A 13,581-nucleotide genomic window follows, 5' to 3' on the forward strand; every position below is an offset into this window, starting at 1 on the left:
GTCCCGGCATGAAGATCATCGACCTGGAGCCGGGCGATCCCCGGCTGGAGACCGACCTCCTGCCGGTTCTCTCCGAACTCCGCCCCCACCTCACCCCGGAGCTCTTCCGCGAGGTGTACGAGGCCGGGCACCCGCAGGGGCTGAGGTTCAGCGCCGCCTACACCGACGCCGGGCGCTGCGTCGGCGCCGCCGGCTGGCGGATCGTCGACAACACCAGCTCCCTGCGCCAGCTCTACGTCGACGACCTGGTGACCGCCGCCGCCGACCGCTCCACCGGCGTCGGCCACGCGCTCATCGCCTACCTGGAGGGCCACGCCCGCGCGGCCGGCTGCCACGAGCTCAACCTCGACTCCGGCACCCACCGCACCGGAGCCCACCGCTTCTACCTGCGCGAGCGCTTCGACATCGTCGCCTTCCACTTCACCCGGTCGCTGACCGCGCAGGAAGACGCCTCCTAGCCGGCAGCTGGTCCCGGGGCGGGGCGCAGGTCGAGCCGCCAGTCGTTGCAGAGCATCGGACGGCCCGGCGGGTACTCGAAGTCGCGCTCCCCGAGCAGCTCGAAACCCGCCTTGCGGCACACCGCGTTCGACGCGGTGTTGTCCGCCGACGGGAACGCGTGCAGATGGCGGCGGAGGCTCGCGGCCCGGGCCTCCGCCGCCACCGCGCGCGTGGCGGCCGTCGCGACGCCCCGGCCCTGGAAGCCGGGCAGCACGGTCCACCCCGTCTCGTACACCGCCTCGCCGTCCCAGGTCTGCGCCCAGAAACCGATGCTGCCCACGACCACGTCCTCCGGCAGCAGCCGGATCCGGAACATCCGCCCCGCGCCCGTGTCGTCGGCGCTCAGCGCCACGTACCGCCGGTGGCGGCCGGCGAGCTGTTCCTCCGTCTCCGGGCCGCCGAGGTGCTCCATCAGCTCCGGTGCGTTCAGCGCGCGCAGCAGCCCCGCGTCCTCTTCGGACCAGGGCTCCAGGCGTACGGGAGAGGTGTCGTCGTCCATGGTCCGTACGGTAGGTCAGGGCACTGACACTCCGCGGGCGTACGCCGTCGGCGGCACCCCGATCGTCGCCGTGAAGTCCCGTACGAGATGGGCCTGGTCGCTGTAGCCGAGCTCGGCCGCGAGCCGGGCCCAGTCGGGGACGACCGCCGTCCCGGCGGACTCGGCGCGCTCCAGGGCCTCGTGGATGCGGTAGCGCAGGATGACCCACTTCGGCCCGACGCCGACGCAGGTGGCGAAGAGGCGCTGGAGCGAGCGGGCCGACAGGCCGGAAGCGGCGGCCAGCCCGGACACCCTGCGGAGCCCGCGGTCCGCGCGGATCAGGTCCACGAGCTCCATGGCCTGTTCGGCGGCCGGGTCGGGCGCCGGGCCGTGCGCCAGGAGGAAGGCGTCGAGCGCCGCCACGCGCGCGTGGTCGCCGTCGGGGGAGAGGACCGCGGACAGCGGGTCGGGACTCCCGTCCTCGCCACCCTCCGGGAACACCTCGGTGAGGGGAATCCGGCGGCCCGTCCACGTCGAGACCGGCCACGCGGGCGCGAACGGCCGGAAGCCGCCGGGCCGGAACTGCACCCCGCAGACCCGGCCCACGCCGGTCAGCTTCTGCGTGAACAGGCCGAGCCCGATCCCGGAGACCTCGGCGGAGATGTCGGCGGACGGATGGGCCCCGTCGGGGGAGCCGTCGAGCGGGGCGTACCGCTGGAAGACGACGTTCACCGACGGGTGCGGGACGACATGGCTCGCGTACGGCTCCGTCAGCTCCCAGTCGATCAGCCAGTAGTGCTCCAGGTAGGGCCGCAGCTCCGGCGCCGGCGTGTGGCGGCGGAAGCGGACGCGGGCGAGCAGCTCGGCGGGGTCGACGATGCCCCGGGTGTCCCGGCGCGGGGCGGAGGCGGCGGAACCGGAGGAATCGACGGACATGATCCGCATGCTAGGGGCCGTCGGCGGCGGCTCGGGGTCTTCCTTAGGGGATCTTTCGGGGGCGGGGGCCGGCCTCGGCGCGTTTCTTCAAGACCGGGGCGGGCAGATTCTCTAGCGTCGACGCATGACCTACGACGCCCCGCCCCGCATCGGCGATCTGCTTCGCACCGCCGCCGCCCACGCCGCTCCCGTGGTCGGTGGCACCACCGACGCATCGCTCGGCGCGCCCACGCCCTGCGCCGCGTACGACGTGCGTGCCCTGCTCAACCACCTCTTCGCCGTCGTCGTGAACTTCCAGGCCCTCGCGGCCAAGGAGGGGGCCGACTTCACCGAGACCCCGGACCGGCTCGCGGAGGACGGCTGGCGCGAGCGGTTCTCGGTGGAGACCGGGAAGCTCGTCACCGCCTGGTCGGCGCCCGGCGCGGAGGAGGGGACCTCCGGGGCCATGGGGCTGCCCGCGCGGACGGTCGGCTCGATGGTCCTGCTCGATCTGACCGTGCACGCATGGGACCTGGCCCGTGCCACCGGACGCGGCTTCGAACCGGATCCGGCCGTGGTGGCCGGCCTTGTGGAGGAGGTGGAGCGGATGGCGCCGATGGCCCGGAAGATGAACGTCTTCGGGGAGGGCGTCGACCTGCCCGCGGGGGCGACGGCGTTCGAGCAGCTCCTCGCGGCGACGGGGCGCGACCCGCGCGCCTGGGCGGCCTGAGGTCGCGTGCCTGGGGGCGCGAGCGTGAGGTCACGAGCCTGAGGTCACGAGCCTGAGGTCACGAGCCCGAAGTCGCGAGCCTGGGGGGCGCGAGCCCGAAGTCGCGAGCGTGAGGTCATGAGCGTGCCACAGCGAGCCTGGGGTCACGAGCGTGCCGCCGCGAGTGTGCCGGGCGCGGCTCAGCGCAGGCGGCCCGGGGCGCCCAGGGAGAGGCGGGAGACGACCTGGCCGAAGGCGTGCTCCTCCGCGGGGGTCAGCGGCACCGACTCCTGCGGGTGCCAGACGCGTGCCAGCGGCCCGGCGGCCCGGTCGCGGCGGGCCCGGGCGCGGGCCCGCAGGCCCAGCGCCAGCCACACGGCCGTCGAGACGGCGAGCAGGCCGAAGAGCGTGAGGACACGGGGGTCGGAGAACTGGCCGGGCAAGGACATGGCTCACTCCATGGCGTGAGGGCCGTCCGTACGCGCTGCGCCCCGGCAGGTGGCGCGCGGGCACGAAGGCGCTGGCGATTCCTACTACTTCCTCCCGACCTGTTCAGTTAACACCACGCCGGGGGCCTTTCGGCAGGGGGGTTCGGGGCCAAAGTCCCGGGCGGTCGGCGGGCGGAGGGGGCGCTCGCGGGTGGTCGCAGGCCCTCTTGTGCGGGCCGGGGAACCGTTCCAAGGTGGCGGAGGAGGCAGTCTCGGCCGGGGAGGGAGCAGCCGCATGTCCGGAGCGCAGCCATGGGGATTCACGGACGACAGGGGTACGGAGCTGGGGGCGGCCCGCGTGCCGGAGCGCGTCGTCGCGTACGTACGGGCCGGGGCGGCGCTGCTCGACCTGGGGGTGACACCGGTCGCCGTCTACGGATCCGGGCACGACGGCCCCGGGTACGACCCGGCCAAGGCGGGCGGCCTCGACGCTGCCGGGGTGCCGTACCTCGGTCCCGGCCGGGCCCTGGACGAGGGGCTCCTGCGGGAGCTGCGGCCGGATGTGATCGTCGACGTCACGTACGACGGGAAGAGTCCGTACGCGCTCGACGAGGCGGTCGCCGACCGGCTCGGGGTGCCGCTCGCCGCGCTCTCCGTCGGGAACGAGCTCACCCTTCCGGAGATCCTCGACCGCTTCGGTGAGCTGAGCGGCTCGCTCCGGGCGGCCGAGGTGGCCGGGGTGGCCGGGGTGGCCGGGGTGGCCGGGGTGGCCGGGCCGGTCCCGTCGGCCGGGGCGGCAGACGGGACCGGCCCGACGGCTCCGACGGCTCCGGCGGGGCTGAGGGATCTGGTGGAGGCCGAGGCCGTCCTCCGGGGGGTCGCCGGGCGGACCGGGCTCGCCGTGCTCGCGCTCTCCGGGGCCGGCCCTGACCAGGTCCATCTGGCCCGCCCGCAGGCCTGGCCCGAGCTGGCGCGCCTCGCGGCGCTCGGCGTCCGGCTGCTCGACCCCGGTCCGGGGCCCGGCGCCAACTGGCTCACCGCCGACTGGGGCCGGGTCGCCGAGCTCCGTCCCGATCTGATCCTCTTCGACGACCGCTTCCACGCCGTCCCGCCGTACGAGACCCCGCCCGGTACCCGCCTCGCCGCGTGGAACCCCGAGACCCCGCCGAGCCCGGCCGCGTACGCCCGCTTCTTCCGCGATCTCGCGGAGGTCCTGGCCGCGTAGGGCTCCGAGGCTCAGGGGCTCAGGGTCAGGCCGGGGTGGACGTGAGGCGGCCGCGGAGGGACGTGGCGAACTCCTCCGCGCGGGCCAGCTGGGTCCGCAGTTCGGTGACCCGCTCCGCGGCCGCCTGCTCGTAGCGGCGGACGCGGGTCACGAGCGCGGCGCGGTCCTCCGGGGCGAGCTCCGTCTCCGTGCCCGGGCGGTCGGCGGTGAGCCGGTCGATGGCCGTGAGCAACTCGCGGGTCTCGTCGAGGGTGAAGCCGAGCGGCTTCATCCGGCGGATCACCATCAGCCGGGAGACGTCCGCGTCCGTGTAGAGGGGGAATCCGCCGGGCGAGGCCGCCGACGGCACCACCAGGCCGTTGTCCTCGTACTGGCGGATGGTGCGCAGGGACAGTTCCGTCCGTGCGGCGACCTCGCCGATCTGCATGGGTTCGCCGGCCATTCGTACTCCGCTCACGCGTGACGTCCTTCCTCGTACAGGGCGTACAGGGCTCCCACAGGGCGCGGCTTCCGCGCATTACATACCATTCGTCCTAACTTCAGCACTTATGAGAGCTGGAAGTGCGGCGAAACGCCTGCTCGTAGGACGTCCGTTGGACAGCGGTCGGCTCGGTGAGACCCTGCTGCCGAAGCGGCTGGCCCTGCCGATCTTCTGCAGCGACCCGCTCTCCTCCGTCGCCTACGCGACCGAGGAGATCCTGCTGATCCTCGCCCTCGGTGGCCTCGCCGTGCTCCATCTGACCTGGTACGCGGCGGCCGGCATCGTGATCCTGCTGCTGGTCGTCGTCGCGTCCTACCGGCAGACCTGTTACGCCTACCCGGGCGGCGGCGGGGCCTATGTCGTCTCCGCCGAGAACCTGGGGCAGACCGCCGCGCTCACCGCCGCCTCCGCCCTGCTCATCGACTACGTGATGACCGTCGCCGTCTCCGTCGTCTCCGGGGTCGCCGCGATCACCTCGGCCGTCCCCTCGCTCGACGGGCACGCCGTGGCCCTGTCGGTGGGCTTCGTGGCGGTGCTGGCCTGGCTGAACCTGCGCGGCGTGCGCGAGTCGGGGCGGTGGTTCGCGCTTCCCACGTACGCCTTCATCGCCGTCATCTACGTCATGTTCGCCGTGGCGGCCGTCCGCATGGCGACCGGGACCACGATCCGCGCCGAATCCGCCGACCTGCCCGTCAACGCGGTCTCGTCCTACTCCGGGCTCGCGCTCGTCCTCCTCGCCCTGCGCGCCTTCGCCTCCGGCTGCACCGCGCTGACCGGCGTCGAGGCCGTCAGCAACGGCGTCCCCGCCTTCGCCAAACCGAAGAGCCACAACGCGGCCATGACCCTCGCGATCATGGGCGTGCTCTCGGCGACCATGTTCTCCGGGATCACCGTGCTCGCCATGGTCTACGAGGTCCACGTCGCCGAGGACCCCACCGAGCTCGGGCTCGCTCCCGGCACCCCGATGTCCACGGCGCTCGCCCAGATCGGCCGGGCGACCTTCGGCGACTGGCACGTCCTCTTCTACGCGCTCCAGGCCGTCACCGCGGGCGTCCTGATCCTGGCGGCCAACACCGCCTTCAACGGCTTCCCGATGCTCGCCTCGGTGCTCGGCCGCGACCGCTACGCGCCCCGCCAGCTCTTCCACCGCGGGGACCGGCTCGTCCACTCCAACGGCATCGTCCTTCTCTCGCTCGCCGCGATCGTCCTCATCGTCGCCTTCGACGCGCAGCTGACCCGGCTGATCCAGCTCTACATCATCGGCGTCTTCGTCTCCTTCACCCTTTCCCAGGCCGGGATGGTCAAGCACTGGCGGCGAGAACTCGCCGCGCCCACCGGGGCCGACCGCCGCCGCCCCGCCCCGGCCCGCCGCCCTGCCCCGTCCCGTAGCCCCGCCCTGACCCGTCGCTCCATCAGGATCCGCCTCGCGATCAACGCCTTCGGTGCCTGTCTGACCGCGGTCGTCCTCGTCATCGTCCTCATCACCAAGTTCACGCACGGCGCCTGGCTGGTCGTCATCGCGATGCCGGTGCTCTTCGCCGGGATGAAGGGGGTGCGGCGGCACTACGACGCCGTCGCCGCCGAGGTCGCCGTCGGCCCCGGCGCACGCCCCCACGCCCTCGCCGAGAACCACGTCCTCGTGCTCGTGGCCTCGGTCAACGCGCCCAGCCTGCGTGCCCTGTCGTACGCGAAGACCCTGCGACCGGCCTCCCTCACGGCCGTGACCGTCGCCGAGGACCCGGCGGAGGTGGAGGTGCTCCGCGCGACCTGGGAGGCCCACGGCATCGACGTGCCGCTGCGGGTGCTCAGCTCCCCCTACCGCTCGCTCGTCCAGCCGATCCTGCGGCACGTCAGGGAGACGACCGAGCGGGCGCCCGACTCGGTCGTCTCGGTGGTCATCCCCGAGTACGTGGTGGGGCACTGGTGGGAGCAGCCCCTGCACAACCAGAGCGCGCTGCGCCTCAAGACCCGGCTGCTGTTCATGAAGCACGTCGTGGTCATCGACGTGCCGTACCGGATCGCCTCCGCCCGCGAACTCGCCGAACAGGAGCGAGAGCAGAGAGAGCAGCGAGAGCAGAGCGAATGACAAGGCTTCCAGTTCGGCTAGTTGTGCCCTATCCGTGATCGATACCGTGACCGCATGCGCCACTACTCCGAGCCGCGGCGGGGCCGCAGGGCCCTCGTCATCGGCCTGATCACGCTGGTGGTCCTGGCCGTGCCGGCCGCGCTCGTGTTCCTCTGGGTCGCCGTCGTGCGCGGCATGTCCGACCCCGTCGGCCCCAGCCTCCTCGGGCTGCGGATCGACGGGGACACGGTCACGGTGAAGGCCGCCCAGTGCCCGTCGGAGCGGGTGCGGCGGGTGGAGCTCCGGGACAGCGACAAGGAGAAGCTCGTGTGGCGGGCCGACGGGCCGCTGACCGAGGAGGGGCGGGGCGGGGTGCTGCGGCTGTGGGCCGCGGAGGAGTACCGGACGTCCCTTCCGGCCACCCGTCCCGCGGAGCTGCCGAAGCTGCTCGACGTGTCGGTCGGCTACGGCTCCGAGGACGGGGCGGGCGCGGTCTTCGACCTCGCGGCGGTACGGGCGGCCGCGCCGCCCGCCGGCTCGTACTGGACTGCCCAGGGGGTCGTGACGGGCCGGGAGCTCGACGAGCTCGTCGACTGCGACGGCGGAGGCGAGAAGGCTCCGTAGGAACGAGACGGCCCCGTAGGAGTGCGACGGCTCCGTAGGAACGAGACGGCCCCGTAGGAGTGCGACGGCTCCGTAGGAACGAGACGGCCCCGTAGGAGTGCGACGGCTCCGGAGGAGCGGGAAGGCCGCCTGTGGTCGTACCACCGGCGGCCCTTTCCTCTCGGAGCGGGGTTACGGCCAGACCAGGCAGTACGGCTGGTGGCCCGCCTCGTGGAGGCGGACCGAGAAGTCCTGCCACTCGTGGAGCAGCTGGTAGACGTCGAAGGCGTCGCGCGGGCCGCCGCGGTCGGGGACCGTGGACCAGATGAAGGCGGCGGCGCCGACCGACTCCTCGCCGATCCCGCGCAGCGGGTCGACCACGGTCATCGGGAGCTTCACGACGGCGTAGTCAGGGTGGAGGACGACGAGCTCCAGCGGGGGCACCTTGTGCAGGGGCATGCCCTGGATGCCCGTCAGGACCATCGCCGCTATGGTCTCCGGCTTGATCTTGGTGAACATGCCGCCCATGCCGAGCTCGTCACCGCCGAGTTCCTCGGGGCGCATCGAGATCGGGACGCGGGCCGCCGTCGCGCCGTCGGGCGCGCCGAAGTACTTGTACGTCACTCCCAACGACCGGCCACTCCCGCTTCCGGGTCCGGGATCCGCCTCGGGGCCCTGGCCGCCGGGGTTCCCCGGAGTGCCGGGCGCGCCCGGAGTCGGCCCGTCCGCCCGCCGGCGCCGGTGCCTCCCCCGCCGGGCAGACTCCGGACCCAGGTCGTCCGTCCCCTCGCCCGGTCCGCCACCGCGATGCATATCTCCACCCGACTGCTTTTTCTCGGCAACACGACCCCGCCGCGCAACCCGATCATCGTGTCAGTGACCTCCCCCACGTTCGTACGGTGAAACACCTGTCCGCAAGAACGCCGTGGCCTCTGACACCATGGATTCCGTGAGCCATCCCTATGACGCCCCAGTTTCGCAGACGCGGCGGACAGCCGCCCCGGCGTCATACCAGGGTGTTCACGCCGTTCCTCCGAACTCGATGCCGTACCCGAAGTAGCACCCGAAGCCGTTCCCGAAGTCGTCACCGAAGCTGTAACCGAAGTCGTACTCGCAGCCGTACTCGCAGGTCAGGATCACAGTGCCGTATTCATACGAAGCCCCAGTCTCACAGACGCTTTTCGACCGCGCGTCCCTCGTGACGCCCGGCGGCGTGAACTCACCGGTGCGTGCCTTCCGAGCCGTGGGCGGTACGCCCCGGTTCATGGTCTCCGGTACCGGTCCGTACCTCACCGACGCCGACGGTCGTGAGTACGTCGACCTGGTCTGCTCGTGGGGGCCGATGATTCTCGGCCACGCGCACCCCGAGGTCACCGCCGTGGTGCAGGCCGCCGTGGCCCGCGGCACCTCCTTCGGTACGCCGGGCGAGGGCGAGGTCGCGCTCGCGGAGGAGATCGTCGCGCGCGTCGAGCCGGTCGAGCAGGTCCGCCTCGTCTCCTCCGGTACGGAGGCCACGATGTCCGCGATCCGGCTCGCCCGCGGGTTCACCGGGCGGGCAAAGGTCGTCAAGTTCGCCGGCTGCTACCACGGTCACGTGGACGCGCTGCTGGCCGCGGCCGGTTCCGGTGTCGCCACCCTCGGCCTCCCGGACACGCCCGGCGTGACCGGCGCGCAGGCCGGGGACACGGTCGTGCTGCCGTACAACGACCTCGAAGCGGTGCGGGCGGCCTTCGCCGCGCACCCGGGCGAGATCGCCTGTGTGATCACCGAGGCCTCGCCCGGCAACATGGGCGTCGTGCCGCCGGCGGCGGGCTTCAACCAGGGCCTGGCGGACCTGTGCCGGGAGAACGGCGCGCTGTACATCTCCGACGAGGTGATGACCGGTTTCCGTACGTCGCGGGCCGGCTGGTACGGCGTCGACGGCGTCAAGGCCGACCTGCTGACCTTCGGCAAGGTCATGGGCGGTGGCTTCCCGGCCGCCGCGTTCGGCGGCCGCGCCGACGTCATGGGACACCTGGCCCCGGCCGGGCCGGTCTACCAGGCGGGCACGCTCTCCGGTAACCCGATCGCCACCGCCGCCGGTCTCGCGCAGCTGCGGCTGCTCGACGACGCCGCGTACGAGAAGGTGAACGCGGTGTCGAAGGAGATCCAGGGGCTGGTCACGGGCGCCCTCGCCAAGGAGGGCGTCGCGCACCGGCTGCAGACCGCCTCCAACATGTTCTCGGTCTTCTTCACCGCGGACGAGGTGCGGAACTACGACGAGGCGAAGCAGCAGGAGGCCTTCCGCTTCAACGCCTTCTTCCACTCGATGCTGGCCGACGGCGTGTACCTGCCGCCGTCCGCCTTCGAGTCCTGGTTCGTGTCGGCCGCCCACGACGAGCGGGCGATCGAGCGGATCGCCGCCGCGCTGCCGGCCGCCGCCCGCGCCGCCGCGGAGGCCACGGCATGAGCGAGACGACGAACACGCGGAAGGCCGGCGAGGACATCACCGTCGTCCACCTGATGCGGCACGGCGAGGTCCACAACCCGGACGGGGTCCTCTACGGCCGCCGCCCCGGCTACCACCTCTCCGAGCTCGGCCGTCAGATGGCGGACCGGGTCGCCGAGCACCTGGCCGGCCGGGACGTCACGTACGTCGTCGCCTCCCCGCTGGAGCGGGCGCAGGAGACGGCGATGCCGGTCGCCAAGGCGCACGGGCTCGACCTGGCGAGCGACGAGCGGCTCATCGAGGCGGCGAACGTCTTCGAGGGCAAGACCTTCGGCGTCGGCGACGGGGCCCTGCGCAAGCCGGGGAACTGGAAGCACCTCACCAACCCGTTCCAGCCGTCGTGGGGCGAGCCGTACGTCGAGCAGGTCGTCCGGATGATGGGCGCGCTGGACGCGGCGAAGGACGCGGCCCGCGGGCACGAGGCGGTCTGCGTCAGCCACCAGCTGCCGATCTGGATCGTCCGGAGCTTCGTGGAGAAGCGGCGCCTCTGGCACGACCCGCGGCGCCGGCAGTGCACGCTGGCCTCGCTGACCTCGTTCACGTACCAGGGCGACCGGATCGTCTCGGTCGGGTACAGCGAGCCGGCCCGGGACCTCGTCCCGGCGCACCTCCTCGCCGGGGCGAAGCCGGTGAAGGGGAAGTCGAAGGCTTTCGGGGCGTAATTCCGACGGAATCTTCGGAGCGTGGTTCCGAGGGTCTTCGGGGCGTGGTTCCGGGGATCATCGGGACGTGGTTCCGAGGATCTTCGGAGCGTGGTTCCGGGGATCTTCGGGGCATAGCCGTAGTCCTGGGATCTTCGGGAACGGCCCCACTGGACACGGCGCGCGAAGAGGTCCATCGTCAGGGCGGTCAGGTGGTGTACATGCCATCCGGCCGCCCTTGAAATTTATGTGCGAATTTCCGGAACCTCCGTGTTCCTCCCTGCATCTCACTCATTGTCGGTTTGGATGACGTTTAGGTCATACGTCAGCGCGAATGGGGATGTCATGCGCGGGATCAGCGGAATCAGTCGAAGGGGGCTCCTCGGGGCAGGCGTTGGCGCCGCCGCGGCGATGGGAATCGCCGGCTGCGGCAGCAACAACGAGGACAAGCCGGGACGTTCCGGACCCGGCAAGGGAGGCGACGCGTCAGCGCAGCCGACCACACCCGCTCCGACCAAGGACGACGCCAAGCTCATCGGCGACGGTTCCACCGCCGACACCGGCAAGCAGCCGCACCAGCCCGACGCCCCCGTGCCGCTCGAACCCGGCCAGACCCCGCCGCAGTTCGTGATCTTCTCCTGGGACGGCGCCGGAGAGGTCGGCAACGGCCTCTTCCCCCGCTTCCTCGAACTCGCCAAGAACCACGACGCGGCGATGACCTTCTTCCTCTCCGGGATCTACCTCCTCCCCGAGTCGAAGAAGGACCTCTACCGCCCGCCGAACAACCGCGTCGGCGCCTCCGACATCGGCTACCTCACCGACGACCACATCAAGGACACGCTGAAGTACGTCCGGCAGGCCTGGCTCGAAGGCCACGAGATCGGCACCCACTTCAACGGGCACTTCTGCGGCGGCTCCGGCTCCGTCGGCAACTGGACCCCGGCCCAGTGGCAGAGCGAGATCGACCAGGCGATGAAGTTCGTCACCGAGTGGAAGACCAACAGCGGCTGGACCGACCTCGACCCGCTGCCCTTCGACTACTCGAAGGAGCTCGTCGGCGGCCGTACCCCCTGCCTCCTCGGCCAGGACAACCTGCTCCCCACCGCCAAGCGGCTCGGCTGGCGTTACGACGCCAGCTCGCCCGGCGGCCGGCAGACCTGGCCGGTCAAGCGCCAGGGCATCTGGGACCTGCCGCTCCAGGCGGTGCCCTTCCCCGGGCACTCCTTCGAGGTCCTCTCCATGGACTACAACATGCTCGCCAACCAGTCGAAGAACACGACGAAGGGCATGCCGTCCCGCTACCCGGGCTGGCGCAAGCAGGCCACCGACGCCCTGCTCGGCGGCTTCAACCGCGCGTACGAGTCGAACCGCGCGCCCTTCTACATCGGCAACCACTTCGAGCAGTGGAACGGCGGCATCTACATGGACGCCGTCGAGGACGCCATCAAGGGAATGGCCGGAAAGAAGGACGTCCGGCTCGTCTCCTTCAAGCAGTTCGTGGACTGGCTCGACGTGCAGGACCCGAAGATCCTCGCCACGCTGCGCTCGCTGGAAGTGGGACAGAAGCCCACGGGCGGGTGGAACACCTTCCTCAAGCCCACCCCGACGCCTTAAGCGACCTTGACAAGGGGCTTTACGGGCACGTAGGGGGGTGCCCAAGATCCCCCAAACGCCCATGCGAAACTTTTCACATGAGCCTTAGCCGTGCCAGCCGTGCCCCACGACGCACCCTGCTCGCCGTCGGAGTGCTGTCCGCCGCCCTCACGCTCTCGGCCTGCGGCGGCGACAGCAACGGCAAGTCCGGCGGCGGTGGCAACACCAACTTCGTGACCAACACGGGCGGCATCTCCACCGCCGCCAAGGGCGAGCGGGCGAGCACCGGGAAGCTCGCCGGCGAAACCCTCGACGGCAAGCAGCTCGACGTCGCCGACCTCAAGGGCAACGTCGTCGTCCTCAACGCCTGGGGCTCCTGGTGCGCCCCCTGCCGTGCCGAGGCTCCCCACTTCGCGAAGGTCGCCAAGGACCTGGAGGGCAAGGGCGTCGAGTTCGTCGGACTCAACACCCGCGACCCCAACAAGCAGCCCGCGCTCGCCTTCGAAGAGGACTACGGGGTGCCCTACCCGAGCCTCTACGACCCGCAGGGCAAGCTGATCCTCTTCGGCTTCCCCAAGGGCACCCTCAGCCTCCAGGGCATCCCCTCCACCGTCGTCCTCGACAAGGAGGGCAAGATCGCCGCCCGTTCCCTCATGGCGCTCGACGAGGAGAAGCTCCGGTCGATGATCGAGCCTCTCCTCAAGGAGAAGTGAGCCCGTGATCGAGACGGTCAACAGCGGAGCCCTGCTGCTCGCCCTGCCCATCGCGGTCCTCGGCGGTCTGGTCTCCTTCTTCTCGCCGTGCGTGCTCCCGCTCGTCCCCGGTTACCTCTCGTACGTCACCGGGGTCACCGGCGCCGACCTCGCGGAGAGCCGCCGCGGCCGGATGACCGCCGGCGCCGTCCTCTTCGTCCTCGGCTTCACCGCCGTGTTCGTCTCCGGCGGCGCCCTCTTCGGCTACTTCGGGTCGACCCTCCAGAAGTACAGCGAGACGCTCACCACGATCCTCGGCGTGCTCATGATCCTCATGGGCGTCTTCTTCGCCGGCCTGATGCCCTGGTTCACGCAGCGCGAGTTCCGCTTCCACAAGAAGCCCGCCGCCGGACTGATCGGCGCCCCGGTGCTCGGCGCGCTCTTCGGCATCGGCTGGGCCCCGTGCATCGGCCCGACCCTCGCCTCCGTCCAGGCGCTCGCCTTCCAGGAGGCCAGCGCCGGACGCGGCGCGATACTCGCCTTCGCGTACTGCCTCGGCCTCGGCGTACCGTTCGTGCTCGCCGCCATCGCCTTCCGCAAGGCGCTCGGCGCGTTCGGATGGGTCAAGAAGCACTACGTGTGGGTCATGCGGATCGGCGGCGGCATGATGATCGTCACCGGCCTCCTGCTCCTCACGGGCGCGTGGGACGACATGGTCGCCACGATGCAGGGCTGGTCCAGCGGTTTCACGGTGGGGATCTGAGT

General features: G+C 71.5%; 15 protein-coding genes. 10 read left to right on the forward strand and 5 right to left on the reverse strand.

Going from position 1 to position 13,581, the window contains the following annotated elements; genetic code table 11:
• Positions 1 to 8 precede the first annotated feature (8 nt).
• Positions 9 to 458 carry a GNAT family N-acetyltransferase gene (locus tag ACZ6K0_RS31890; RefSeq protein WP_376403209.1) on the forward strand — a complete coding sequence of 150 codons (450 nt, stop codon included), beginning with the start codon at positions 9 to 11 and terminating at the stop codon, positions 456 to 458.
• On the opposite strand, the gene ACZ6K0_RS31895 is transcribed toward ACZ6K0_RS31890, so the two are convergent.
• Both ACZ6K0_RS31895 and ACZ6K0_RS31900 read right to left on the reverse strand, forming a co-directional pair.
• Positions 455 to 997, reverse strand: coding sequence for a GNAT family N-acetyltransferase (locus ACZ6K0_RS31895; RefSeq protein ID WP_469233084.1), 543 nt, complete (start codon positions 995 to 997; stop codon positions 455 to 457). The genes ACZ6K0_RS31890 and ACZ6K0_RS31895 overlap by 4 nt on opposite strands.
• Before the next feature lie 15 nt (positions 998 to 1,012).
• Positions 1,013 to 1,912 (reverse strand): DUF6597 domain-containing transcriptional factor, encoded by a 900-nt coding sequence (locus ACZ6K0_RS31900; RefSeq protein ID WP_469233086.1) that lies wholly within the window; start codon positions 1,910 to 1,912, stop codon positions 1,013 to 1,015.
• Positions 1,913 to 2,036: 124 nt separating this feature from the next.
• Between ACZ6K0_RS31900 and ACZ6K0_RS31905 the strand changes: the two genes are divergently transcribed.
• Positions 2,037 to 2,621 (forward strand): TIGR03086 family metal-binding protein, encoded by a 585-nt coding sequence (locus ACZ6K0_RS31905; protein ID WP_469233088.1) that lies wholly within the window; start codon positions 2,037 to 2,039, stop codon positions 2,619 to 2,621.
• A 179-nt stretch (positions 2,622 to 2,800) separates the two neighbouring features.
• On the opposite strand, the gene ACZ6K0_RS31910 is transcribed toward ACZ6K0_RS31905, so the two are convergent.
• Positions 2,801 to 3,049 carry a hypothetical protein gene (locus tag ACZ6K0_RS31910; RefSeq protein WP_469233090.1) on the reverse strand — a complete coding sequence of 83 codons (249 nt, stop codon included), beginning with the start codon at positions 3,047 to 3,049 and terminating at the stop codon, positions 2,801 to 2,803.
• Positions 3,050 to 3,323: 274 nt separating this feature from the next.
• Here ACZ6K0_RS31910 and ACZ6K0_RS31915 point away from each other — a divergent pair, with 274 nt between their 5' ends.
• Positions 3,324 to 4,253, forward strand: a complete 930-nt coding sequence (locus ACZ6K0_RS31915) for an ABC transporter substrate-binding protein (protein ID WP_469233091.1) — start codon at positions 3,324 to 3,326, stop codon at positions 4,251 to 4,253.
• Positions 4,254 to 4,278: 25 nt separating this feature from the next.
• Here ACZ6K0_RS31915 and ACZ6K0_RS31920 read toward each other — a convergent pair whose 3' ends face one another.
• Positions 4,279 to 4,695 (reverse strand): MerR family transcriptional regulator, encoded by a 417-nt coding sequence (locus ACZ6K0_RS31920; protein WP_469233462.1) that lies wholly within the window; start codon positions 4,693 to 4,695, stop codon positions 4,279 to 4,281.
• Between the two features lie 106 nt (positions 4,696 to 4,801).
• On the opposite strand from ACZ6K0_RS31920, the gene ACZ6K0_RS31925 reads away from it, so the two are divergent.
• Positions 4,802 to 6,820, forward strand: coding sequence for an APC family permease (locus ACZ6K0_RS31925; protein ID WP_469233093.1), 2,019 nt, complete (start codon positions 4,802 to 4,804; stop codon positions 6,818 to 6,820).
• 54 nt (positions 6,821 to 6,874) lie between these two features.
• On the forward strand, positions 6,875 to 7,423 hold the full coding sequence (locus ACZ6K0_RS31930; protein ID WP_469233095.1) for a hypothetical protein: 549 nt from the start codon (positions 6,875 to 6,877) through the stop codon (positions 7,421 to 7,423).
• A 171-nt stretch (positions 7,424 to 7,594) separates the two neighbouring features.
• Here ACZ6K0_RS31930 and ACZ6K0_RS31935 read toward each other — a convergent pair whose 3' ends face one another.
• Positions 7,595 to 8,215, reverse strand: coding sequence for a hypothetical protein (locus ACZ6K0_RS31935; RefSeq protein ID WP_376403184.1), 621 nt, complete (start codon positions 8,213 to 8,215; stop codon positions 7,595 to 7,597).
• Between the two features lie 328 nt (positions 8,216 to 8,543).
• On the opposite strand from ACZ6K0_RS31935, the gene hemL reads away from it, so the two are divergent.
• The 5 genes from hemL to ACZ6K0_RS31960 all read left to right on the forward strand — a co-directional run bounded on the left by hemL (position 8,544) and on the right by ACZ6K0_RS31960 (position 13,579).
• Positions 8,544 to 9,851 (forward strand): glutamate-1-semialdehyde 2,1-aminomutase, encoded by a 1,308-nt coding sequence (gene hemL, locus ACZ6K0_RS31940; RefSeq protein ID WP_469233097.1) that lies wholly within the window; start codon positions 8,544 to 8,546, stop codon positions 9,849 to 9,851.
• Positions 9,848 to 10,552, forward strand: coding sequence for a histidine phosphatase family protein (locus ACZ6K0_RS31945; protein ID WP_469233099.1), 705 nt, complete (start codon positions 9,848 to 9,850; stop codon positions 10,550 to 10,552). Before hemL ends, ACZ6K0_RS31945 begins: the two co-directional genes overlap by 4 nt.
• 333 nt (positions 10,553 to 10,885) lie before the next feature.
• Positions 10,886 to 12,145, forward strand: coding sequence for a polysaccharide deacetylase family protein (locus tag ACZ6K0_RS31950; RefSeq protein WP_376403346.1), 1,260 nt, complete (start codon positions 10,886 to 10,888; stop codon positions 12,143 to 12,145).
• Positions 12,146 to 12,222: 77 nt separating this feature from the next.
• A complete protein-coding gene (locus tag ACZ6K0_RS31955) occupies positions 12,223 to 12,837 on the forward strand; it encodes a TlpA family protein disulfide reductase (protein ID WP_376403175.1) in 615 nt (204 codons plus the stop codon).
• A gap of 4 nt (positions 12,838 to 12,841) precedes the next feature.
• Positions 12,842 to 13,579 (forward strand): cytochrome c biogenesis CcdA family protein, encoded by a 738-nt coding sequence (locus tag ACZ6K0_RS31960; RefSeq protein ID WP_376403172.1) that lies wholly within the window; start codon positions 12,842 to 12,844, stop codon positions 13,577 to 13,579.
• Positions 13,580 to 13,581: the final 2 nt, after the last annotated feature.

The sequence above is a fragment of the Streptomyces sp. NPDC042346 genome (assembly GCF_055581845.1).

What these genes read in the sequence shown, in the direction of transcription:
- ACZ6K0_RS31955 (WP_376403175.1), top strand. Translation starts at nt 12,223, where the DNA reads ATGAGCCTTAGCCGTGCCAGCCGTGCCCCACGACGCACCCTGCTCGCC.
- ACZ6K0_RS31900 (WP_469233086.1), bottom strand. Translation starts at nt 1,912, where the DNA reads ATGTCCGTCGATTCCTCCGGTTCCGCCGCCTCCGCCCCGCGCCGGGAC.
- ACZ6K0_RS31930 (WP_469233095.1), top strand. Translation starts at nt 6,875, where the DNA reads ATGCGCCACTACTCCGAGCCGCGGCGGGGCCGCAGGGCCCTCGTCATC.
- ACZ6K0_RS31895 (WP_469233084.1), bottom strand. Translation starts at nt 997, where the DNA reads ATGGACGACGACACCTCTCCCGTACGCCTGGAGCCCTGGTCCGAAGAG.
- ACZ6K0_RS31890 (WP_376403209.1), top strand. Translation starts at nt 9, where the DNA reads ATGAAGATCATCGACCTGGAGCCGGGCGATCCCCGGCTGGAGACCGAC.
- ACZ6K0_RS31935 (WP_376403184.1), bottom strand. Translation starts at nt 8,215, where the DNA reads ATGCATCGCGGTGGCGGACCGGGCGAGGGGACGGACGACCTGGGTCCG.
- ACZ6K0_RS31920 (WP_469233462.1), bottom strand. Translation starts at nt 4,695, where the DNA reads ATGGCCGGCGAACCCATGCAGATCGGCGAGGTCGCCGCACGGACGGAA.
- ACZ6K0_RS31915 (WP_469233091.1), top strand. Translation starts at nt 3,324, where the DNA reads ATGTCCGGAGCGCAGCCATGGGGATTCACGGACGACAGGGGTACGGAG.
- ACZ6K0_RS31910 (WP_469233090.1), bottom strand. Translation starts at nt 3,049, where the DNA reads ATGTCCTTGCCCGGCCAGTTCTCCGACCCCCGTGTCCTCACGCTCTTC.
- ACZ6K0_RS31905 (WP_469233088.1), top strand. Translation starts at nt 2,037, where the DNA reads ATGACCTACGACGCCCCGCCCCGCATCGGCGATCTGCTTCGCACCGCC.
- ACZ6K0_RS31925 (WP_469233093.1), top strand. Translation starts at nt 4,802, where the DNA reads ATGAGAGCTGGAAGTGCGGCGAAACGCCTGCTCGTAGGACGTCCGTTG.
- ACZ6K0_RS31945 (WP_469233099.1), top strand. Translation starts at nt 9,848, where the DNA reads ATGAGCGAGACGACGAACACGCGGAAGGCCGGCGAGGACATCACCGTC.